Origin of the sequence: Hippea maritima DSM 10411 (assembly GCF_000194135.1) — a bacterium.
In the GTDB taxonomy this organism is placed as follows: domain Bacteria; phylum Campylobacterota_A; class Desulfurellia; order Desulfurellales; family Hippeaceae; genus Hippea; species Hippea maritima.
Genome location: NC_015318.1, coordinates 1,017,574 through 1,039,615 on the forward strand (window position 1 = coordinate 1,017,574; position 22,042 = coordinate 1,039,615).

Annotated in this window: 26 protein-coding genes and 4 tRNA genes; 4 read left to right on the forward strand and 26 right to left on the reverse strand. The window is 36.7% G+C overall.

Features of this window, described 5'->3' with window-relative positions; genetic code table 11:
* Window position 1 precedes the first annotated feature (1 nt).
* The 9 genes from HIPMA_RS05280 to mraZ form a co-directional block, all read right to left on the reverse strand.
* Window positions 2-1,204: a pyridoxal phosphate-dependent aminotransferase gene (locus HIPMA_RS05280; RefSeq protein WP_013682030.1), complete on the reverse strand. Its 1,203-nt coding sequence runs from the start codon at window positions 1,202-1,204 to the stop codon at window positions 2-4.
* A complete protein-coding gene (gene coaD / locus HIPMA_RS05285; RefSeq protein WP_013682031.1) occupies window positions 1,205-1,708 on the reverse strand; it encodes a pantetheine-phosphate adenylyltransferase in 504 nt (167 codons plus the stop codon).
* Window positions 1,701-2,234: a 16S rRNA (guanine(966)-N(2))-methyltransferase RsmD gene (rsmD, locus tag HIPMA_RS05290; protein WP_013682032.1), complete on the reverse strand. Its 534-nt coding sequence runs from the start codon at window positions 2,232-2,234 to the stop codon at window positions 1,701-1,703. The genes coaD and rsmD overlap by 8 nt, the downstream gene beginning before the upstream one ends.
* On the reverse strand, window positions 2,215-3,417 hold the full coding sequence (locus HIPMA_RS05295) for a U32 family peptidase (protein WP_013682033.1): 1,203 nt from the start codon (window positions 3,415-3,417) through the stop codon (window positions 2,215-2,217). The genes rsmD and HIPMA_RS05295 overlap by 20 nt, the downstream gene beginning before the upstream one ends.
* Window positions 3,418-3,483: 66 nt before the next feature.
* The gene (locus tag HIPMA_RS05300) at window positions 3,484-4,185 is read right to left on the reverse strand and encodes a metal-dependent hydrolase (protein ID WP_013682034.1); all 702 of its coding nucleotides are present in this window, start codon (window positions 4,183-4,185) and stop codon (window positions 3,484-3,486) included.
* A gap of 87 nt (window positions 4,186-4,272) precedes the next feature.
* Window positions 4,273-5,970, reverse strand: coding sequence for a peptidoglycan D,D-transpeptidase FtsI family protein (locus tag HIPMA_RS05305; protein ID WP_013682035.1), 1,698 nt, complete (start codon window positions 5,968-5,970; stop codon window positions 4,273-4,275).
* A 3-nt stretch (window positions 5,971-5,973) separates the two neighbouring features.
* Window positions 5,974-6,300, reverse strand: coding sequence for a hypothetical protein (locus tag HIPMA_RS05310; RefSeq protein WP_013682036.1), 327 nt, complete (start codon window positions 6,298-6,300; stop codon window positions 5,974-5,976).
* Complete coding sequence (rsmH, locus tag HIPMA_RS05315) at window positions 6,293-7,192, reverse strand: 16S rRNA (cytosine(1402)-N(4))-methyltransferase RsmH (RefSeq protein ID WP_169309482.1); 900 nt, start codon at window positions 7,190-7,192, stop codon at window positions 6,293-6,295. Before rsmH ends, HIPMA_RS05310 begins: the two co-directional genes overlap by 8 nt.
* Entirely contained in the window at window positions 7,186-7,629 is a 444-nt protein-coding gene (gene mraZ / locus HIPMA_RS05320; RefSeq protein WP_013682038.1) for a division/cell wall cluster transcriptional repressor MraZ, read from the reverse strand. Before mraZ ends, rsmH begins: the two co-directional genes overlap by 7 nt.
* 145 nt (window positions 7,630-7,774) lie before the next feature.
* Here mraZ and HIPMA_RS05325 point away from each other — a divergent pair, with 145 nt between their 5' ends.
* The 4 genes from HIPMA_RS05325 (at window position 7,775) to trxB (ending at window position 10,696) form a co-directional block, all read left to right on the forward strand.
* Window positions 7,775-8,779: a response regulator gene (locus HIPMA_RS05325; protein ID WP_013682039.1), complete on the forward strand. Its 1,005-nt coding sequence runs from the start codon at window positions 7,775-7,777 to the stop codon at window positions 8,777-8,779.
* A complete protein-coding gene (locus HIPMA_RS05330) occupies window positions 8,776-9,324 on the forward strand; it encodes a GTP-binding protein (protein ID WP_013682040.1) in 549 nt (182 codons plus the stop codon). Before HIPMA_RS05325 ends, HIPMA_RS05330 begins: the two co-directional genes overlap by 4 nt.
* 86 nt (window positions 9,325-9,410) lie before the next feature.
* Complete coding sequence (trxA, locus tag HIPMA_RS05335) at window positions 9,411-9,731, forward strand: thioredoxin (RefSeq protein WP_013682041.1); 321 nt, start codon at window positions 9,411-9,413, stop codon at window positions 9,729-9,731.
* A 47-nt stretch (window positions 9,732-9,778) separates the two neighbouring features.
* Window positions 9,779-10,696 (forward strand): thioredoxin-disulfide reductase, encoded by a 918-nt coding sequence (trxB, locus tag HIPMA_RS05340; RefSeq protein ID WP_013682042.1) that lies wholly within the window; start codon window positions 9,779-9,781, stop codon window positions 10,694-10,696.
* Here the strand turns inward: trxB and HIPMA_RS05345 are convergent.
* The 17 genes from HIPMA_RS05345 to HIPMA_RS05425 form a co-directional block, all read right to left on the reverse strand.
* Window positions 10,693-11,484 carry a metal ABC transporter permease gene (locus HIPMA_RS05345; RefSeq protein ID WP_013682043.1) on the reverse strand — a complete coding sequence of 264 codons (792 nt, stop codon included), beginning with the start codon at window positions 11,482-11,484 and terminating at the stop codon, window positions 10,693-10,695. The genes trxB and HIPMA_RS05345 overlap by 4 nt on opposite strands.
* A complete protein-coding gene (locus HIPMA_RS05350; RefSeq protein ID WP_013682044.1) occupies window positions 11,477-12,247 on the reverse strand; it encodes a metal ABC transporter ATP-binding protein in 771 nt (256 codons plus the stop codon). Before HIPMA_RS05350 ends, HIPMA_RS05345 begins: the two co-directional genes overlap by 8 nt.
* Complete coding sequence (locus HIPMA_RS05355) at window positions 12,244-13,092, reverse strand: metal ABC transporter substrate-binding protein (protein ID WP_013682045.1); 849 nt, start codon at window positions 13,090-13,092, stop codon at window positions 12,244-12,246. Before HIPMA_RS05355 ends, HIPMA_RS05350 begins: the two co-directional genes overlap by 4 nt.
* On the reverse strand, window positions 13,093-13,881 hold the full coding sequence (locus HIPMA_RS05360) for an inositol monophosphatase family protein (protein WP_013682046.1): 789 nt from the start codon (window positions 13,879-13,881) through the stop codon (window positions 13,093-13,095).
* A complete protein-coding gene (locus tag HIPMA_RS05365) occupies window positions 13,874-14,707 on the reverse strand; it encodes a 4-hydroxy-3-methylbut-2-enyl diphosphate reductase (RefSeq protein WP_013682047.1) in 834 nt (277 codons plus the stop codon). Before HIPMA_RS05365 ends, HIPMA_RS05360 begins: the two co-directional genes overlap by 8 nt.
* Window positions 14,688-15,332, reverse strand: a complete 645-nt coding sequence (gene cmk, locus HIPMA_RS05370) for a (d)CMP kinase (RefSeq protein ID WP_013682048.1) — start codon at window positions 15,330-15,332, stop codon at window positions 14,688-14,690. The genes HIPMA_RS05365 and cmk overlap by 20 nt, the downstream gene beginning before the upstream one ends.
* A complete protein-coding gene (locus tag HIPMA_RS05375; protein WP_013682049.1) occupies window positions 15,325-16,164 on the reverse strand; it encodes a prephenate dehydrogenase in 840 nt (279 codons plus the stop codon). The genes cmk and HIPMA_RS05375 overlap by 8 nt, the downstream gene beginning before the upstream one ends.
* Window positions 16,157-17,251 (reverse strand): histidinol-phosphate transaminase, encoded by a 1,095-nt coding sequence (gene hisC / locus HIPMA_RS05380; RefSeq protein ID WP_013682050.1) that lies wholly within the window; start codon window positions 17,249-17,251, stop codon window positions 16,157-16,159. The genes HIPMA_RS05375 and hisC overlap by 8 nt, the downstream gene beginning before the upstream one ends.
* Window positions 17,252-17,256: 5 nt before the next feature.
* The gene (locus tag HIPMA_RS09175) at window positions 17,257-18,207 is read right to left on the reverse strand and encodes a diguanylate cyclase (protein ID WP_013682051.1); all 951 of its coding nucleotides are present in this window, start codon (window positions 18,205-18,207) and stop codon (window positions 17,257-17,259) included.
* Complete coding sequence (locus HIPMA_RS05390; RefSeq protein ID WP_013682052.1) at window positions 18,204-19,178, reverse strand: biotin--[acetyl-CoA-carboxylase] ligase; 975 nt, start codon at window positions 19,176-19,178, stop codon at window positions 18,204-18,206. Before HIPMA_RS05390 ends, HIPMA_RS09175 begins: the two co-directional genes overlap by 4 nt.
* The gene (gene thiC / locus HIPMA_RS05395) at window positions 19,175-20,461 is read right to left on the reverse strand and encodes a phosphomethylpyrimidine synthase ThiC (RefSeq protein WP_013682053.1); all 1,287 of its coding nucleotides are present in this window, start codon (window positions 20,459-20,461) and stop codon (window positions 19,175-19,177) included. The genes HIPMA_RS05390 and thiC overlap by 4 nt, the downstream gene beginning before the upstream one ends.
* 128 nt (window positions 20,462-20,589) lie before the next feature.
* On the reverse strand, window positions 20,590-21,366 hold the full coding sequence (locus tag HIPMA_RS05400; RefSeq protein WP_013682054.1) for a competence/damage-inducible protein A: 777 nt from the start codon (window positions 21,364-21,366) through the stop codon (window positions 20,590-20,592).
* A 16-nt stretch (window positions 21,367-21,382) separates the two neighbouring features.
* Window positions 21,383-21,459 (reverse strand) — tRNA-Asp (locus tag HIPMA_RS05405).
* 14 nt (window positions 21,460-21,473) lie between these two features.
* Window positions 21,474-21,549 (reverse strand) — tRNA-Val (locus tag HIPMA_RS05410).
* A gap of 13 nt (window positions 21,550-21,562) precedes the next feature.
* Complete coding sequence (locus HIPMA_RS05415; RefSeq protein ID WP_013682055.1) at window positions 21,563-21,838, reverse strand: HU family DNA-binding protein; 276 nt, start codon at window positions 21,836-21,838, stop codon at window positions 21,563-21,565.
* A gap of 21 nt (window positions 21,839-21,859) precedes the next feature.
* A tRNA-Glu gene (locus HIPMA_RS05420) sits at window positions 21,860-21,936 on the reverse strand.
* Between the two features lie 11 nt (window positions 21,937-21,947).
* A tRNA-Lys gene (locus tag HIPMA_RS05425) sits at window positions 21,948-22,023 on the reverse strand.
* Window positions 22,024-22,042: the final 19 nt, after the last annotated feature.

Genomic DNA, 22,042 nt, shown 5'->3' on the forward strand with positions numbered 1-22,042 from the left:
TTTACTTAATTTTCTCAACAAACTTCTTTAACCTTTCTACTCCTTCTTTTAGGTTTTCAAGGCTTGTAGCAAATGAAAATCTCATAAACCTATCATCGCCAAAGGCTATTCCTGGAACAACCGCTATCAAAGCATGTTCAAGCAATAACTCAGCAAATTTCATCGAGCCTGTTATCTTTTTACCCTCATATTCCCTTCCAAAGAAAGCCGATATGTTGGGGAACACATAAAATGCACCCTTAGGGTTAAAACATGTAATACCGTCTATCGAATTCAGTGCATTAACAATAAAGTTCCTTCTTTCCTCAAATTTAGTTCTCATCTTCTCGACACTATCTTGAGGACCCCTTAAAGCTTCCAAGGCAGCCATTTGGGCTATTGATGTTGGATTTGATGTGCTTTGAGACTGAAGCTTTATCATAGCAGCTACAACTTCCGAATCACCGCATGTATATCCTATTCTCCAGCCGGTCATGGAGTATGTTTTGCTTATACCGTTCACAACAAGTGTTCTTTCGTATGCATAATCGGAAAGTGTAGCTATGCTAACAGGGTTATACCCATCAAAAACAATATCCTCATAAATCTCATCGGATATTATCCACAAATCGTGTTTCTCAGCCAATTTAGCTATGAATTCCAAATCACTTTTCTCGTAGGTGGCACCTGTTGGGTTTGAAGGGTTATTAATAAGAATCATTTTTGTGTTTGGAGTAATAGCCTTCTCCCAATCCTCATGAGTTGGTATAAATCCGTTCTCCTCTTTTGTTTCAATAATAACGGGTTTTGCTCCAACATATTTTGCTATAGCTTCATAAGTAACCCAGTAAGGCGCAGGAATTATGATCTCATCACCTTCTTCAAGCATAACAGCAGCTATGTTAAATAAAGCATGCTTTGCACCTACAGAGATACAGATATTCTCTCTTTTATAATCAAGTCCGTTCCTTCTTTTTTCCTTCTCAACAACAGCATCCCTAAGCTCGTTTATACCACCTGCTGCAGTATATTTTGTGAAACCATCAACAGTAGCTTTGATGGCTGCTATTTTTATATTATCTGGGGTATCAAAATCCGGTTCTCCAGCAGAAAAACTCAAAACATCTAAACCAGCAGCACAAAGATCTTTGGCCTTCGCACTGATACCTATAGTCATGGAAGGCTCAATTCTGTTGATTCTTGCATTAAGCTTCGACCTACTCATCTATCCTCTCCTTTCGGACAATTTTTTCTTCATTGCTTTTATAACAATCTCTGGAACAAATTTAGATATATCTCCTCCGTTGAAAAACACATCCTTCACAATAGAAGAACTTAAAAATGAATATTTTATATACGGCATCATGTAGACCATTTCAACCTCTTTATTAAGACGCCTATTCATAAATGCCATTTGAAGTTCGTATTCAAAATCCGATACAGCCCTTAAGCCCCTAACCACAACTTTAGCATTTTCTTTCTTTGCAAAATCAACCAAAAGCCCTTTCACCCCTGCAACCTCAACTCCATGAAGTTCTTCATCTAACTCAACTACTCTTTTGGTAAGCTCAACTCTTTCATCAAAATTAAAAAACGGATTTTTACCTGCATTCACAGCCACTGCAACAATAATTTTATCAAATATCTTTTTGGCTCTTTTTACGATGTCTATATGGCCGTTTGTAATAGGATCGAATGTTCCAGGCACCAAAGCTATAACTTCACTCATCTACCACCCCAAAGTAATCCAGTGTATTTTTCCCAAAGTTTTTGCTTTTGAAACACTTAAATAACCCAAAATCACCCCTCAGATGTCTTTTTTTGTCATGCTCTACACACACTATAGCATTTCTATTGACAACCTTAAACAGCTTCTCCAAAAATACCTCAACATCAAAGGCGTATGGAGGATCAACATAAACAACACCAGCGCTCCTTACAAGAGGATTATCCAAAAACTTCTCTGCATCAGACTTTATAACATCAACATTATCAAAATTGTTTGTATTTTTTCTTATCAAGGAAACACTATCATTGGAACTATCAACAAAAACAACCCTTTTTGCCCCCCTTGAAAGAGCTTCCATACCCACAGATCCGCTACCAGCAAACAAATCTAAAAATACACAACCCTCAATTAATCCCCTCATGGTATCGAAGAACGATTTCTTTACAATATTACGTGTAGGTCTTAGATTTTGATTCTTTTTAAAATAAAGCCTTTTATATTTTAACTTACCTGCTATTATTCTCATCACACCTTCTTAACAAACTCAATTCCTCTAAGTCTTCAGGTAACCTAATATACAAAATTTCATTGGGATTTCCATATTTTTTTTTGCTACCATCAGACTCCTCAAAGACATCTATGCAAATGTTTTTTATCTTTAATCCTCTACTAAAAACCTCATATCTACCAGTTTCCATTTTATCACGCACGCCAACTATATAAAGATCACCCTTTTTACCCAACACAACCCCAGAAAATCTACACTTCCTTATATACCCTGAGCTTTTTAAGTATTGCTTTGGATGTCCAAGATAAAACCCAAAAGAATAAGGTCTATGGCTAACCTTTTTAAGCTCTTCCATGTAAAATGGAATCTTTGACTTGAAGTCACCTCCGTTTAATATCGTATCTATAGCATCCCTATAAATGGCAGTGGTTATGGCCACATAGTAGAGGCTCTTCATCCTCCCCTCAATCTTAAAAGAGCTAATTCCGGCATCTATTAATTTATCCAATATAGGCAAAGCGCACATATCGTATGAGTTAAATATAAAACTACCCTCTGGGTGTTCCTCAATTTCAAAAACCTCATCAGGTCTTTTTGATTCTACAACGGAATAGTTCCACCTGCAACTTTGAACACAATCCCCCCTATTTGCACTTCTTCCTGTAAGATAAGCACTAATAAAACACCTACCTGAGTAAGACATACACATAGCACCATGGACAAAAGCTTCAAGTTCAACATCACTGTTCTTCTTGAACACCTTTATATCACCAATCGTCAATTCTCTTGCAAGCACCACCCTTTCAACTCTAAACTGTTTTAGTAAGTTTATTGCCTCTGAGTTTGTTATATTGGCTTGAGTGCTTATATGAACGGGTATATTGGTATATTTATTAACCATAGATAAAACGCCTAAATCAGAAACAATAACAGCATCTGGCGGATATTTATTCAAAAAATCCAACAACCCTTTTAACTCATTTAGTTCCCTATCAAAGATATATGAATTAAGCGTTAAATACAATCTCTTGGAGCGGGATTTAACAAAGTCTATGGCCTTTAAATATTCATCAAAGCTTAAATTCGGGGCACGTGAGCGAAGAGAGAAGCTTTTTAAGGCTGTATATACGGCATCAGCGCCGTATTCAATGGCAAATTTAAGTTTCTCTAAATTCCCTGCAGGACTTAAAAGCTCCACCATAACGGGTGGAACTTTATCATCTCTATGCGTTTTTAACAAGAAAAAAGAGGGCCAATGCCCTCTAAATTACAACTCCAAGCTTTCGCCTGGCTTTATAGCTTTAACGGTAGCTTTATCGCCTACAAGCTTTGCAAATTCGTCTGGGTTTTGTTTTATCAAATCCCAGGCCAGATAGTGTATTGGCATAACCATCTTAGGTTTTAAGAATTCAACAGCCTTAGCGGCATCCTCAGGACCCATTGTAAAGTTATCGCCTATTGGCAGAATAGCAAGGTCAATATCTTTCATCTGGCCTATAAGTTGCATATCCAAAAATAAGCCTGTATCACCGGCATGGTATATAACCTTACCATCAAGCTCAACCAAAAAGCCGCATGGATTGCCCGTATAAACAATCCCCTCCTCATCGTTTATTACAGCGCTACCGTGATGTGCAATAGTAAGTTTAATCCACAAATCATCACTAAATCTATGGGAACCACCTATATGCATGGGATGAGCATTTTCAACACCTTTACCCATGCAATAATTAACAAGCTCAAATGGAGCCACCAAAGTAGCTTTTGTTCTTTTTGCTATATCAATAGCATCTCCTAAATGATCCCAATGCCCATGAGTTACAAGAACATAATTAACATTGATATCTTCTGACTTAAAAGTTCCCTCCTTGACATCTGGATTACCTGTTATAAACGGATCAATGACGAGCTTCGTATTTTTACCCTCAATCAATACAGCAGATTGGCCTATCCATGTTACCTTTGGCATAAGCACCTCCTTTTTAACTTTTTCTTTTAGACTAGAATAATAATATATTCAACAGCAAAAAATATCAAGTGCCACTACATTTTTTAGTTAATTTTTATCCTGAGGTATGCCGTAGTAGTGAAGAACAAACTCCATAATCTTGGCAAATAGAGGAGCTGCAACGCTTCCCCCGTAAAAACCACCTCTTTTAGGATTAAATATAGATACAACAACAACAAATCGAGGGTTATCAAAGGGGGCAAAACCCGCAAAAGAGGCAACATATTCCTTTTGATATTTTCCGTGTTTTGCAATTTGAGCCGTACCCGTTTTGCCAGCCGTTTTATAATCCTTTAACGCTGCATTCTTTCCTGTTCCGTAAACAACAACATCCCTAAGAATCTTTTTAACCTTATTCACAGTTGAGCCCTTTAAAATTTTTCGTTTCTCAATTTTATAACCCTGAGTAGAATTATCTCCAAATAGGTTTATCATAAAATGCGGCCTTACCCAATAACCACCATTTGCTATAACACTATACATGCTGGCAAGTTGAATCTCACTTACACTTATACCTTGCCCAAATGCCATGTTGGCCAAATCAACATCTCCAACATTGAAAATATCCTTAACTATACCTTTAGTCTCGGATATTGTATCAATGCCTGTTTTTCTTCCAAGACCAAACCTATTCAAATACTTATAGAAAATTTTCTTTCCAATTCTTAAAGCTATTTTTGCACTACCTATATTGCTAGAGTAGACAAAAATCTCCTCGAAATTCAAGGTTTTAAATCTATGTACATCATGAATTACTTTATTATGAAGTCTCCATCTACCTTTTTCGCAATATACCGCTTCATTGCCTTTAAAAACACCACTATCTAATGCCGCAGACATTGTAATCAACTTAAATACACTACCAGGTTCAAAGGCGTCGCTAACAGCCCTGTTTTTTATAAACGCATAGGAATATCTACTATAATGATTGTTATCATAAAAAGGATAAGAATCCATTGCTATTATCTGGCCATTATAAGGATTCATAACAATTACAGCACCTTTATCAGCCTGAAATAACTCTATTGTTCTCTTAAGGTTTTCATGAACAAAGTCTTGAATATCCCTATTGAGTGAAATTTTTAGGTTCAATCCATCAGTAGGTTTTATAGCCACTCTGCTTTTGTAAACATCAAGACCTATTTTCTCCTTCATAGTAAGACCGGACAAAAACTTATCGTAATACCGCTCAATGCCTTCGGCACCTTTATTGGAAGAGAAACAGAAACCCAGAACATGCGAAGAAAACTCACCATCAGGATAAAACCTCCTAAAGTGCTTTACAAAACCAAAAGCTTTTATGAAGTTATCATCTTCTTTTATTAGTTTATATTTATCTAAGGGTATATTTTTCTTAAGGACTATAAACCTAGAGTTCGGATTTGAATACAAGATTCCAAGTAGCCTTTTTTTATTTATAAGAAAAACCTTACCCAAATCATTAAAGAAAGCCTTTTCTTTCTCAAGGTAATATTCATCCTGACTGTATTTTTTATGCAACATAAAAAAATATTTTGGATCAACAAATAGATCAAAAACAGGGTAATTTATGGCAATGGGTCTGCCTTTGCAGTCGTATATCCAACCCCTCTTACCTTCAACTGTTATTGTCCTAACCAGTTTATTCAGGTATTCCTTTTTGTATTGAGAACCCTTTATTAGTTGAATATAAAAAGATTTTGCAACTACTGCAAGGAAGGATGCAAATATAAAAAAAACTACGAACCAATAGCGAACACGATTCAATTTTTAGCGTACTATTACTATGTTTTTGTCTGTTGCATACAGAAGTTTTTTGTCTTTTAAAACAGCAGAGTAATTTATGATTTGTTGCTTTTTCTTAACAAGTTGCTGTTGTTTTAGCATTAATGTGTGAATTTGTATTTGTTTCTTGCTAATCTCGTGTTTGACTTGGGCTATACTAATATTTTGATAACCTATTATATACAAAAATAAGGCAACTGACACAGTTATAACAAGATAGACAGGATTAATCCTCAAAGATCTTACACGTGTTCTCTCTTTGGCTAATTCGCCGCTTTGAGCCATAATCTTTACATTTGCATAATCATACATTACTATCCTCCCTTGTAAGCTTTAAAGCGCATCTCAGCTTGGCTGAGCGAGAGTGTTTATTGCTCTTTACCTCTTGAGGCGTTGGACGTATGGGTTTCTTATTCAAAAGCCTCAAGACACCTTTTTGCTTATAATCTCTGAGGATATTCTTAACTATTCTGTCTTCTAAGGAATGAAAAGATATAGCACAAATAATACCATTCTCCTTCAAAGCTTCAATAGCACCTTTTAAACCCTTTTGGAGACTTTCAAGTTCATCATTTACAACTATTCTCAAAGCTTGAAATGTCCTTGTGGCTGGGTGAATCCTTCTTGATACACTCCGTGGCACAGTCAATTCTATAAGTTCAGCAAGTTCTTTAGTGGTGTGTATGGGTCTGTTTTTTACTATAGCTTTAGCTATCCTCCTTGCAAAATTTTCTTCTCCATATAGCCTTATAATCCTCTCAAGCTCCTCCATATCCCAATGGTTTACTATTTTTTCTGCTGTTAAGGGCTTGTTCTTATCCATTCTCATATCCAAAGGGGCATCAATATTAAAGGAAAATCCTCTATCCGATTTTAACTGATCTAAAGACACGCCCAGGTCCATAATCACACCATCAACCTCATCTATCTCCAATCTCCTCAGGTGTTCTTTAATATTGGCATAATCATCGTTTATAAGTATAAGTCTATCACCATAAGTCTCCTTGAGTTTCTCCTGAGCATGCTTTATTGCATCTTGATCTTTATCAAATGCAATGACGATACCACTTGGTGATGAAAGTTTGAGCAATTTTTCTGTATGGCCTGCAGCACCCAAAGTCATATCTATATATATCCCACCGTTTCTTGGCTGTAATGTTGTTATAGTCTCTTTAAGCAGGACACTTTTATGTTTCATTAAAATATCCCTAATTTCTCTATTTCCTCAGCAAGTTCTTCTTCAGCTTCCCTTAGAGCTTTGGACTCCTCATCCCACCTCTGTTTAGACCATATTTCTATATGGTCTAAGTTACCTAAAATCACAACATCTTTATCTATCTGGGCATCATCTCTCAAAACAGAGGGAATTAAAATTCTGCCCTGTTTATCTATAGAAACATCTTGAGCAGACGAGAAAAACATTCTTTTAAATCTTCTTGCAGCCTTATTTGTTAAGGGCAGATTTACTGCTTTTTTCTCAAGTTCTTCCCACACATCATAGGGGTATGCGTATATACATTCATCAAAGACAGTAAGAACCAAACTACTCTGATGCTTGTCCTTTAAAACCTCTTTAAATCGAGGAGGGATTTTAACCCTTCCTTTATCATCCAAAGCATACTCAAACCTACCCCTAAACATCCACTTTCACCCACATTTAACCACTTTTACCTAATTACTATATCGGTTGTCAAGAAAAAAAGCTAAAAACAGTGATTTTTTTCTTGACTATCTAACTAAGATAGGTATATTACAATTAAATTTCTCGGTAAGTTATGGGGTACCAATGTCTGAAAAAAGAGTGTTAATAGTATGCGACGAAGCTATACTGAATGACATAATTAAATTTTTCTTTGAAAAGATGTCCTACAAAGTAGATATGGTTGATAATCCAAAAGATGCAGTAAACAAAGTAGAGACTTTCAACTATCAGTTGCTCATAATAGGAAAAAACAAAGGCACTATAGTAAAACCAAAGCTCGCAGATATACTCTACTCAAAAGCAAGCCATAAACCGCACATTATCGTTTTTAAAGACCCAGGAGAGATAATTCCAAAAGAATTCTACATAACACCTATACCAAGGCCAACTTTCATTCAAGATATAATGAAGGTTTTAGAAAAAGAAGGCATTAAGGTACAGAATGGCTATTCAAAAGAAGAGATAAACCTGGAAAACTTCATTGAAAATCCGAATTACAGGCAAACCAGCACTTTTGATTTTTTTAAGAACCTAAAAGGAAACATAAAATTTATAATAAAAAAAGGAAACTCAAGGTTACTTGGTTTGACAATGGGAACAGACCTCTACATAATATCATCTGACCTAGAAGAGCCCTATGATATAATTAAGCTCAAGAATACGGAAATAGCTTATGAACCACTCAACCTCAATGAATTTTTATCTATGCCTCTTTCAAAGGTATTTAAGGCAAATTTTAGGGAATTTATAGTAAAAGCTATAGACAGAATAAACGACAAAAATCTACTCCTATCATTTTTACCCAAATTGGATTACTATATAAAACTGAAAGCGCCAGTATATGTATTAAAACAAATAGATCTTATAGTGGAAAACATAGACATCGATAGAATTTCCTCAAAGGATGAAAATATAACACTTAGGGATGCAATAGAAAACGGTTCCAGTTTAAGTAAGGTAAAGGCAGTTGTATGTATGTATATACTCAACATGATAGACATAGAAGAGAACATTGAAAGCAATAAGTTTGATGTAAAGATAAAAAAGAGCTTCTTGAAAAAAATTATAGACAAGATAAGGGGTTTATGATGATATTCAAAATAATAATCACAGGTAGCTTTAATGCCGGAAAAACCGAATTTATAAGACAGATAAGCGAAATAGATCCTATAACGACAGATAAGCCTGTTACAGAGAAGGAACTTAAAGAAATAAAGGCCTTCACTACTGTGGCTATGGATTTTGGAAGGCTTACAATAGACAGCGACCTTGTAATACACCTTTACGCAACACCAGGCCAGGAGAGATTTGACTTTATCTACCCACTGCTTGTAAAAAATGCATTGGCATTGATAATATTGGGTGATATAACGGATAAGAAATCCCTGAAAGCCGTGCCACACTACTATAAAAAATTTATAACACTAAAACGTATACCTACTGTCGTAGCCTTAACAAAAAACGACTTGGAAAACAAAGTTCCCGAAGAAAAAATTAAGCAGATATTATCAGAACTACCAGATGATATACCCATCATAAGAATAAATGCAACAGATAAAGAAGACGTAAAAAAAGCTGTCTTGTTTGCTTTGGAACAACTCGATTCCGATGAAGACATAGAAGAGGTAGTTTAGTTTCATCTTACTTTCTTATTCTTGACAAATCCCCTAAACACACCTATTATTCAATGGCAAATTAAAACGGTAAAAGGGAGGGAAGAATGGCAGAAATACAGCTAACTCAAGCTAACTGGGAAGACGAGGTATTGGGTTCTGATATTCCGGTACTTGTGGATTTCTGGGCCCCCTGGTGCGGACCTTGTAGAATGGTAGCACCTGTAGTTGCAGAGATAGCAGACGAATATGCAGGCAAACTAAAAGTGGGGAAGCTCAACACGGACGAAGAACCTGAGATAGCAGTAAGATACGGAATAATGAGTATACCAACGCTCATGATATTTAAAAATGGCGAAGTGGCCGACCAAATCATAGGAGCAGTACCGAAAGAGTACATAGTAGAGAAACTTCAGCAGGTACTATAAAAATATTTTTCTTTATATAATATAAACAACCAGAATTGGAGGAATAAATGTACGACGTTGTCATAATCGGTGGAGGTCCGGCTGGATTAGCTGCAGGTATTTATGCTGCAAGAGGCGGCCTAAAAACCATTATCTGCGAAGAGAAGGTCTTTGGCGGCCAAATCGTTATGTCTTACGAGGTAGAAAACTACCCAGGTTTTCCCAAAGGCATTAGCGGCATGGAGTTAATGGATAACTTCATAAAACAAGCTGAGAGATTCGGCGTAGAGATGAATTACGATGGCGTGAAAAGTATAGAAGATGAAGGTAAAACCAAATGCGTAACATTATCAAACGACACAAAGCTTACTACAAAGACAATAATAATAGCTGCTGGTGCCTCACCAAATAAACTCAATTGCCCAGGTGAGAAGAAATTTACAGGAAGAGGCGTATCCTATTGCGCAACATGCGATGGTGCATTTTTCAGAGGAAAACCCGTAGCAGTCATAGGTGGCGGTGACTCAGCTTTAGAGGAAGCCTTATATTTAGCAAATCTTGCATCCAAGGTTTACATAATTCACAGAAGGGATCAGCTCAGAGCTGTTAAAATACTCCAAGATAGAGCATTTGAAAATAAAAAAATAGAGTTCATTTTTAATCATGTTGTAAAAGAGATTCAAGGCGATAAATTTGTAAATGGGATATTGATAGAAAACGTAAAAACAGGGGAGCTTTCAAGAGTAGAGGTTGATGGTGTTTTTATATATGTAGGATTAACACCAAATACTGAATTTGTATCCGATATAATAAAACTTGATGAAGAGGGTTATATAATCACAAACGAAAGAATGGAAACAAATATTCCCGGTATATTTGCGGCTGGTGATATAAGGGTAACACCACTAAGACAGGTTCTAACGGCCGCATCAGATGGAGCAATAGCCGCATCCTGTGCCCAGAAATACATAGAAATGAAGTGCTAACTCCTCAGTAATTTTACAAAAAAACTTAACAGCCACAGCAAAACATAAACTAAAACTATAGTGGCACCTGTGGGGGCGTTAAAAACATAAGAAACAAAAACGCCCCCTGCTATGCTGATAATAGAAGAAATAACTGCGGTGGCTATTATGCCTCTATAATTTCTTGATAAATTTAGACCGACAAGCGTAGGCAAAACCAAAAATGCATTAACCAAAATTATTCCTATAAGTTTTATAGAGAAAACAACAGTCAAAGACAAAACTGCCCAAAAAGCATAGTACAAAAAATCTGTATTTATACCTCTAATCTTTGCAAGCTCTTCATTATAAGTAGCCAGATGTAAATGCGAGAAAAAAAATGATACAAATACAACACCCACAAAAAATACACCTAATGCCGCAAAAACATCACCCCTTCCTACTGATAAAATATCCCCAAATAAAATACCTAAAATATTTGCAGAATATCCCTCAGACAAGCTTAAAATAAACACACCAAATGCCATTGAAAACACAAATATTACATCTATAATACTATCCTCACTAAAACCTCCCTTTCTATACATAAAACCTATAAACAGAGAAGCCAAAAGACAAAAAACAACAGGAAAAAGAAAACTGCTAAAACCTAACAAAAAATTTAAAGCCACGCCTCCAAAGGCAGAATGAGCTATACCAACACCGGCAAATGTCATCTTTCTCATAACTACAAAGTAAGACATTATAGACAAAGGTATAGCAAGCAAAACTCCAACTATGGCAGCCCTAAAAAGCAATCCTTCAACCATTACCACCCCATTTGCAATTTTTACACGCCTCAGAATGAAGCATAATATTCATTCCATCACCATAGACCGTTTTTAACATGTGAGAATAATCTATTGTTGATGGTTTACCGTGGCAGTGAAGTTTAACATTGAGACACATTACTTCATCAACGTAGGCACTAACAGCACCTATATCGTGCGTTACCATGATAATAGTTATATTGTTTTGCGAGCTTAGATCCCTTAGAATTTCGTATATCATTGAATTATAAACAGCATCTATGGCCGTATTCGGCTCATCTAAGACTAAAATCTCTGGGGAGTTTATCATGCACCTTGCAAGGGAAACCCTTTGCTGTTGCCCTCCAGATAAATCCCTTATATAGGAGAAGGCCTTATCCTCAACTCCAAACCTGCTAAGCCAATGCATTGCAGCTTCTATATCCTTCTTTGTGTAACCCCTAAATAAACCAAAAGGCTTAAGTCTCTCTATTAAAACAACATCCAATACCCGTAATGGCATGCTCCAATTTACTATAGCTTTCTGAGGCAAATATCCTATTCCATTTTTTAATTTTATGTATTCATCAGGTAATAATCCACTTATTTTTACATCTCCTCGGGTTGGCCTTATAAGACCCAATAATGTCTTAATGAGAGTTGTTTTACCTGCACCATTAGGACCTATTATTGCAACAAACTCGCCCTTTTTTACCTCAAAACTAACACCATCCAATATAATTTTGTTGCCTATTTTTACAGTTAAGTTTTTAGCGATTATCATCTAATAAGAGATTCCCTCAGAAGTCCTATATCGTAAGATAAAAGCTTAACATAAGAATTAGTTTTATCATCATCTGGCGACCCAAGCGGATTTAAACACACAGGTTTATAGTTAAGTCTTTTGGCCAACACCTCTGCTAAATGCTTGTCAGAAACATATATAACTACTCCCTTTTTACACCTACAATGCTTAAATACCCTCTTTAAATCCCCCACAGTGGGACTTTGATTACCCTTTTCTATTACAACACTACAACTCTTTAAACCTAAACTCTTTAATAAATATTCAAAAGCGGGTTTTACATCAACAATACAGATATTTTTAAATCTACTAAATCCCCTACTAAAACCACTCAATGACTCCTCTAAAGAGCGCGCATTAGCCCTATAAAATCCACAATTTTTCTCATCCAGATTACACATATTCTGAACTATATAGGGTATGCCGAGTTCTTTCATAAAATTCACATCCAACCATATATGTGGATTGGCTATGATTTTGTTGCCTATTCTTTTTGCATTCAGGGGGCTCTTATATATATCACTGAGGAAAATATTCCTCTTGTTATCCCTTAAAAAAGCCACTCTATCATACCAACTCTCAAATCCAAAACCTACACCAACAAACAAATCGGCCTTTTCAAAATTTATCAACTCTTTTGGTTTCGGAGAAAAAACATGCGGATTGGACGAAGATGGAATAACATAAGAAACATTGACCCTATCACCCCCTATTTGTTTAATCAACGAAGAAACGATAAAAATACTACTTGAGACATTTAAACGGGCAAAAGCATTAAAACCAATAAAAAGAAAAAGAAAAATAGCTAAAATGGTCTTTTTCATCTACTTAAGCCTCTCATTTATAATACCCAAAACCTTTACATTTCCCACACCAATAAACCTACGGGTCTTGTCAGTTGATATTTCACATTCGAACGGCTTATCCTCCAACCACTCAAATAAGCCGCCACCCGCCTCTTCTAATATAACCTTACCAGCTGCATAATCAATAACCCTTGCATCATCTAAATGTAAAAACGCATCAAAGCCGCCTGTTGCCGTATAACACATATCCAGCGCTGTAGAGCCGTTTTGCCTGACCCTGTAAAAAGAGCGTGCTATACCCAAAACCTCATCCCCATCACTCTGCCTTTTTATGCCCTCAACAGCAACAACATTGGCCTCTTTGGTATAGTTTTTAATCCTATTACCATTAAAAAAAGCCCCTTTACCCTTCAAAGCCCAAAATTCATCGCCATTTGATAAATTCATTACATAGCCACACGCAAGATTGCCCACAGAAGGACCATCAGCAAGACCTATAGATAAAGCATAATAAGGAATACCTCTTTTTGCATTGAGACTGCCATCAATAGGATCAACTATTATTAAAGGGAATTTCTCTCCCAATTTAACCCACCCCTTCTCCTCAGTTAAGATGGAGCAGCTCCTTTTGGTATTACATAGAGCATCTATTACTATATCCTCTGCGAGTTTATCTATAAAAACCGTATTATCGCCAAATTCCCCTATTCCAAGCTTCTTTCTGGCCTTGGATGTTCCAACCACACCCTTTATCTGCTCAAAAACCTGCCTACCTATAAATCTAAATATATCTATCCACTCATCCATTTACAATATCCCTTATGGCTTTATAAACCCTTTCTATGATGTAAGACGGCGTTGAAGCTCCGGCTGTTATGCCGATATTCTCAATCCCATCAAACCAATTTTTCTCTAACTCTATCTCTGTTTCAATATGATATGCATTTCTTGAATTCTCTTTGCATATTTCATACAACTTTCTTGTATTTGCTGAGTTTTTACCACCTATAACTATCATTATATCTGAGCGTTTAGCAAGCTCTTTGGCAGCTTCTTGTCTTTTTTCAGTTGCATCACATATGGTATTAAATACCTTGAGTTCTCTAATCCTTTTTGCAAGTTCCCCTATGGTTAAACCAAATCTTTCTACAGATTGAGTAGTTTGACAGACAACGCCAACCCTTGATGCTTTAATTGAAGCTGCAGTTTTAGGCGAGTTTATCACTGAAGCTGTATAATTTGTATACCCCAAATGTGCTTTGACCTCAGGGTGTTCATTATCACCAAATATAACAACCTTATAGCCCTCATCATACAGTTGCTTTGCATAACGCTGAGCCTCTTTAACAAAAGGACAGGTAGCATCTATGACCTTTAACCCTCTTTTTTCTATATCTTCATAGACCTTCGGTGGAACCCCATGAGATCTGATAAGCACAGGACCATCCGCCTCATCCAAAGTCTCAATCACTTTTAACCCCTTTTTTTCATACTCTTCCACCACTTGAGGATTATGGATTATAGGTCCAAAGGAATACAAGCTTTTATACTCTTTTAATGCTCTATTGGCTATCTCTATAGCTCTCATAACACCATAACAAAAACCTGCATTTTCAGCTATTTCTATCTTCATCACTCTTCCCCATTAAAGACTTTATCCTTTTATAAACCCCTTCTATATCAAGTTTAGTTGAATCTATCTCAAAGGCACCATAAGGCTTCACAAGTGGGGCAATCTCTCTATTTTTATCCTGCTCATCCCTGTCTTTTATCTCCTTCAGAACAAAATCATAATCTTCATTTGTTTGTGCAGCCCTTCTTCTTGCCCTCTCCTCAGCAGAGGCAGTCAGATATATCTTAAGATCAGCATCTTTAAACATAACACTGCCGCAATCCCTGCCATCCACCACAAACATGCCATTCATTGCGACTTTTCTTATCGTCGAATTAACAAAATCCCTAACAAAACTAAGTTTTGCAATCTTGGAAGCTATCCTTCCTATGCTTTCTGCCTGTAATTTATCATCTATTCTCTCACCATTATAAAACACAATCATCTTTCCATCTTTAATCCTAACATCAAGCTTGAGTTTTTTAAGTTCCTCATCTGTAGGTTTATCACCTAAGATAAAGGCAATGCTTCTGTAAAATGCGCCGCTGTTTATATGAACAAAACCATCCCTTTTACTTAAAAGTTCGGCTATAGAGCTCTTACCGCTTCCAGCCGGCCCATCTATGGTTATCACAAACCTACCCATCCAAGCTCTCCCTAAATAAACGGGCCATTTTCAAATACTCAATTACACCGTCATAGTCGTTTTTTTCAATTTTATTTTTCAACTTAAAAAGTTCACCTATAAAATCCTCTATAGAAGCTATTAAGTTGACCTTATTCATAAAAAATATATCACTCCACATTTTCTCAGACGATGATGCGACACGTGTATAATCTCTAAAACCACCACCTATAAACCTGTAGTTTTCATTCTTTTTTGCAGCCAAACCAACAAGTGTGTATGCTATAGCATGGGGTAAATGACTAACAAAACCAAACACTTCATCATGTAGCTTAGGCTCCATGAATATAAGTTTCATGCCGAGTTTTTCTAAAAATTCACCTACTATATTTGCTTTTTCTTTATTCATCCCATTAAACGGGGTTATAATGCAATAGGCGTTTCTAAACAAGCCATTAGTTGCCGCATTAATACCAAATCTCTCAATGCCAGCTATAGGATGAACAGGCACATAATACACATTTTCTTCTAAAAATTCTGTAACACTATCTACAATAGGTTTTTTGACACTGCCAACATCTATTACAATAGATCCATCTTTTGCTTTACCAAAAACATCCCTCAAAACGCTCGGAATACTTCTTACAGGGGTTGCAACAATTACTAAATCACACTCCCCAACATCAAACCCATCACCTTTCTTGTCAATCACGCCAAGTTGTAATGCTCTATCTAAAACACCCTCATCTTTATCAAAACCTAAAATCTTTTTAGTTAAACCCAATGACTTTGCATCTAAGGCAATACTTCCACCAATTAAACCAACGCCTACTATTCCTATAGCATCAAACATCCAACACTTCTCTTAGATTTTTTATGAATATCTCATTTTCTCTAGGTGTCCCTATTGTTACTCTAAGCATACTTTTATACCCATAACCCGCCATTGAGCGTACTATGACGCCCCTTTTTAGTAGTTCCCCATACACATAGTTAGCGTCCTTCTTTGCATCAAACAGAATGAAATTTGCATAGGTTTTTATATATGTTATGCCCATATTATCAAATTCACGGTATAGGTATTCCTTGCCAGCCCTGTTAACCTCAACACTCCTTCTTATATGCTCCTCATCATCCAATGCAGCCAAAGCAGCATGCTGGGCAACTAAATTAACATTAAAAGGCGGGCGCACCCTGTTTAGATAATCTATTATCTCCTCACCTGCAATTCCATAACCAATTCTCAATCCCGCAAGACCGTAAGCCTTGGAAAATGTTCTCAATATAACAACATTGCCTTTTTTATAAAGATCAAGCAGCTCCTCATAATCATCCTCAGCAATGGCGTATTCATAATACGCCTCATCTATAACAACAAGCGTCTTATTGCTATCTGTAGCCTCTATAACCCTCTCTATATCGCTCCTTTTTATAATCGTACCTGTAGGGTTATTGGGTGTGTTAAGGAATATAATGCGCGTATTGCTATTTATTGCCTTGATTAATTCATCTATATCGTATGAGAACCCCTTAAGCGGCACCTCAACTAATTTTTTGTTAAAAGAGCTGCCTATGATTTTATACTCAACAAACGAAGGATAGCAATACAGGATTTCATCCCCATTTTTTGTCGCAAATGTTCTAAAAATAAGCTCAAGCAGTTCATCTGAACCATTACCAAATACAAGGTTGTCTCTCGATACACCAAGTTTATTTGACAATTTCTCCTTTAGATAATAGCAATCACCATCAGGATAAAGATTGACACTTTCGGCTATTTTTTTTATGGCTTTTATGGCCTTCTTTGATGGGCCAAGTGGGTTTTCGTTCGAGGCAAGCTTTATTATCTCACCCTTAATACCCAACTCCCTTCTCAGTTCCTCTATTGGTTTTCCACCCTCGTATGGTTTTAGCTTTGTTATGTATTCCTCAACAAACATAAACATCACTCCACAACACTTATTTCGCCTTTTTGACTGTTTTTTGTCTGATACAATGCCTTATCCACCCTCTCAAGCAGGGACTCTACCGTATCTCCTTCTCTTACCTGGGTTATACCTATAGAAGCTGTACACTTAAACTCTATTTTATCTTTTTTAAAAGTTATAGATGCTATCTTATCTTTTATCTTTTTTGCAACTATCATGGCATCTTCGAGTTTAGTTTCAGGCAATATAACGATGAATTCATCACCGCCATACCTAATAGGTATATCGCTTCTTCGTGTAATCCTTTTCAAAACTGATCCTACAACTTTCAAAACCTCATCTCCAGCCAAATGGCCATATGTATCATTTATCTTTTTAAAATCATCTAAATCTAACATTATAATGCTAAATACCTTAGAGTATCTATTGAAGTTATACAGTGCTGAATCCAAAACTTCATTCATATATTTTCTCAAGTATAGGCCTGTTAAATGATCTTTGAGAGAAAGATCCTTTATATTCTCTATGGCTTTTCTCTGTTTTTCAAGTACATTCCTTGCAGCCTCAAGCTCTGCTTTTAAAGATGAATTTATATATTTTATTTTTTCAAGCTCTGAAGCTATACTATTATCAACCTTACTCCTATACTCATCTATATTCTTTACAGTCATATCATAGGTAGCTTCACTCTCTTGAAGTGTTCTCTCCATATTTACCGTAACATCTTTTACGTTAGTTGAAATCTCAAGCACTCTTTTCTTTAAATCCTCAAGTTCTGAGGCAGAAACATCAGCCATTCCATAAAGCATTTTATGAACTTCAGATTCATCAAGACCATACTCTAAAGCTACTTCCGTAAAAACCTTGTAGTAGTTAAACGGCGTCAAAACCATATTTCTTTTTGTAGCCCTATATAGAGCCTCTTTTATTATAGCAGAAAGCTTATCCGATTCTCTTCTTTGACTCATTCAACAAACCTCACACTTTCAGCTGTTATAACTTTTTTTATATTGCCCCCTATATCAACAAGCAAAAAGCCATTTTCATCTATGTCTTTAGCGAACCCACTGAAGTTTTCTTTGTCACTTAAAACTTCAACTTTCCTGCCTAACGTATTATTATATTTTCTCCAAAGATCAAAAATGGCCTTTTTCCCATCTCTATCCAACATCTTTATTAAATTCTCAAAATAAAAAAGTATATTCGAAAGAAGCGTTGCCCTGTCAACATGTATACCTGTTTCTATTTTAATGCTTGTTGCTTTATCTTTTAATTCATCTGGCATATGCTCCATATTTACATTTATGCCAAAACCTATTATGGCGTGACTTAAAATTCCAGATTCACTCTTAGTTTCAACCAAAACGCCAGCTATCTTTTTATCATTAACCATTACATCGTTTGGCCATTTTATTTTTGCATCCTCAACCCCAAAGTCACTCAATGCTTCTTTGATTGCAATCGAAATGGCAAACATCAGAGCTATAGAATCAGATACATTCATACCCTTTGGTTTAAATATCAAAGACACATAAACATTTTCACCCTGCGGCGAAAGCCATTTCCTCTTTTGTCTACCTCTGCCAGAGGTTTGCTCTTCTGCAATTACTATGGCACCATCTACATTTTCATCCTTTTCTATCAAATATTCAGCTTCATCCATAGTAGATGATGTAAGCCTAAAATACTCAATACGCCTACCAAATATCTCTGTATTAAGCCTTCTTCGTATTTCGTATGGAATCAAGATATCTTTAGCCTCTTCCTTTAAGATATAGCCGACACTGCGTTTACCTTCGATCTTGTAGCCTAATTTCTGTAGGTTTTTTATTCTATTCCAAATAGCTATTCTACTAATGCCCAGTTTTTTACACATCTTATCGCTGGTTATGTATTTACCTAAATTCTTGTACAACTCATCTAATATTATACTATTCATCTCTGATTCCTTAATGCTTTGTTTAGAAGTTTTATTGCACAGAATTTCCCGCACATCGTACAAACATCATCTTCATCTGGCAGTGATGATTGTCTCTGTTTCCTTGTGTACTCTGGATCAATAGAAAGTTCTATCATCTTATCCCAGTTAAGAGATTTCCTAGCCTTACTCATCTGTAAATCCCACTCCAAAGCGTTAGGGATCTTTTTGGCAATATCAGCAGCATGAGCGGCTATACGTGTAACAATAACCCCTTCCCTAACATCTTCAGGTGTTGGAAGTCTAACATGCTCAGCCTTCGTTACATAACAGAGAAAATCCGCACCATATGCAGCCATTAATGCGCCACCTATAGCACTTGTTATGTGGTCATAACCCGGAGCAATGTCAGTAACCACAGGTCCTAAAACATAAAAAGGAGCCCCATCACACAAACTCTTTTCTATTTTTGCATTTGTGATAACCTCATCAATAGGAACATGTCCTGGTCCCTCTATCATTGACTGAACGCCTGCCTCTAAAGCCTTCTTGTGTAATTCGCCAAGCAGTATAAGCTCATGGATTTGAGCTCTGTCGGTTGCATCAACAATAGCACCAGGCCTAAAACCATCGCCCAAAGAGAGCGTAACGTCATATTCCCTTGCTATCTCCAACACCCTATCAAAATGTTCAAATAACGGATTTTGCTTTTTATTGTGAAGCATCCATACACTCAAAAACGAACCACCCCTTGAAACAATATCCTCTACTCTGCCTTGTCTTATGAGCCTTTCTAAGCTTTCAAGCGTAACGCCACAATGCAACGTCATGTAATCTATACCGTCTTCTGCCTGTTTTTCTATTGTCTCGAATATATCATCTTCTGTCATATATACTATTGACCCCTTTTGCTGAGCAATCTCAACAGCCGTTTGATATATAGGAACATTACCCACTACAATAGGGGAGCGTTTTAAGATCTCTCTCCTTATATAATCCAAATCACCGCCTGTTGATAAATCCATTACTGAATCGGCCTTTGCCTCTACAGCCGCATCAAGCTTTTTAAGCTCATTCTCCAGTTGAACAATATCGGATGATGTACCTATATTAGCATTAACCTTGGTTCTTAACCCCTCACCTATACCAACTGCTTTTATGTTATGATTTTTGTTTTTTGGTATTACTATCGTTCCTTTTTTTAAACCCTCCATTATGAATTCAACAGGCCTACTCTCCGCCTTGGCCACTTCTTCCATTTCTTTAGTCACAATGCCTTTTCTTGCAGCCTCTATCTGGGTCATAACACTCTCCTTCTTACCACCAAATAGTTACGGAAACTATACAAAACTAAAACCCATTTATCAACAATATTTGTTAAGGTTATAGATAATAAAGGATAACTTTATAAAACAAATGGAAGATTAATATATCAGAGATTGTTTAGAAGGTTTACAAGCTCTTTTTTAGCCTCTTCTATTCTTTTTTTTGCCTCATCTTCTGTCTGTGCGTATGCTGTAAATCTAACACTCATTATAGAGGATTCAAAACCAATAGGTAAGGATTTTATATAAACGGGGTATTTTTTCATAACCTTATCTATGGCTTCACCCAAAACACTCTCATCATTTATAGGAACATCATAATTCTTAACAATCATAGTAGAATTACTAAGTTTCCTCAAAACAGGCAAAACCTCTTTTTCAAACATAGGCTTCATCTCTTTCGGAATGCCGGGTAGGCAAAATAGATGTTTTTTATCTTGTTTAACATAGACCCCCCAGGCAGCCCCTATACTGTTTTTCAGTGGTTTACAACCTTCTATTAAATAAGCCATCTTCATTCTTTTTTCATTTATGCCACCTGTTTCAATCTTGCCTTCTTGGTAAAGTTTGGTATAAAAATCATGTATAAACTTCAACGCCTCCGAATCCAGATACAGTCCTTTGCCTAAAGCTGTAGCTACAGATTCTATTGTTATATCATCAAATGTAGGCCCAAGACCACCTGTTGTTATAACAATATCAACCTTATTAAGGCAAAATTTTACCGTATCTATTATATCTTGAGCCTTATCATCACAAGATAAAACGAAACGGTTATATATACCTATTCTGGATAAGCAAGAGGAAATAAAATAGGAATTCGTATCCTGCGTTATACCTGATACTATTTCTTTGCCTACAGAGATAACAGCTGATTTAAGCATTCATTAAAAATAAAAATGGCGGAGCCGACGAGACTTGAACTCGCGACCTCTGGCGTGACAGGCCAGCGTTCTAACCAGCTGAACTACGGCTCCGCAAGAAAACTCCATGGTGGGCGCAGCAGGACTTGAACCTACGACCCCCTGCTTGTAAGGCAGGTGCTCTTCCAGCTGAGCTATGCGCCCTATTCTTAAGCTACTACTTGTTGACCTTTTCCTTAAAGATTCTGCCGCATTTAAAACTTGGCAAGTTGAAAGCCTCTATTTGAAGCTTCTCACCCGTTCTTGGGTTTCTACCCATTCTTGCTGATCTTTTGCTTACATAGAAAGTACCAAATCCCGCAAAACCAACCTTCTCCCCAGCTGCCACAGCGTCCATGATGGTTTCCAAGGCTGCGTCAATAACCTTCTTCGTCTGACTCTTGGTAGCTCCTGTTTTTTCTGCTACCTTTTCTATTAGCTCAGCCTTTGTCATAAACTCCCTCCATTTTTAAAATGGCGTCCCCAGCGGGATTTGAACCCACGTTACCGCCGTGAAAGGGCGGTGTCCTTGGCCTACTAGACGATGGGGACTTCTAAAACAATGGTGGGTCGTGCAGGAATCGAACCTGCGGCCAATAGCTTAAAAGGCTACTGCTCTACCGACTGAGCTAACGACCCACGCCTCTTGAGGCGCCTC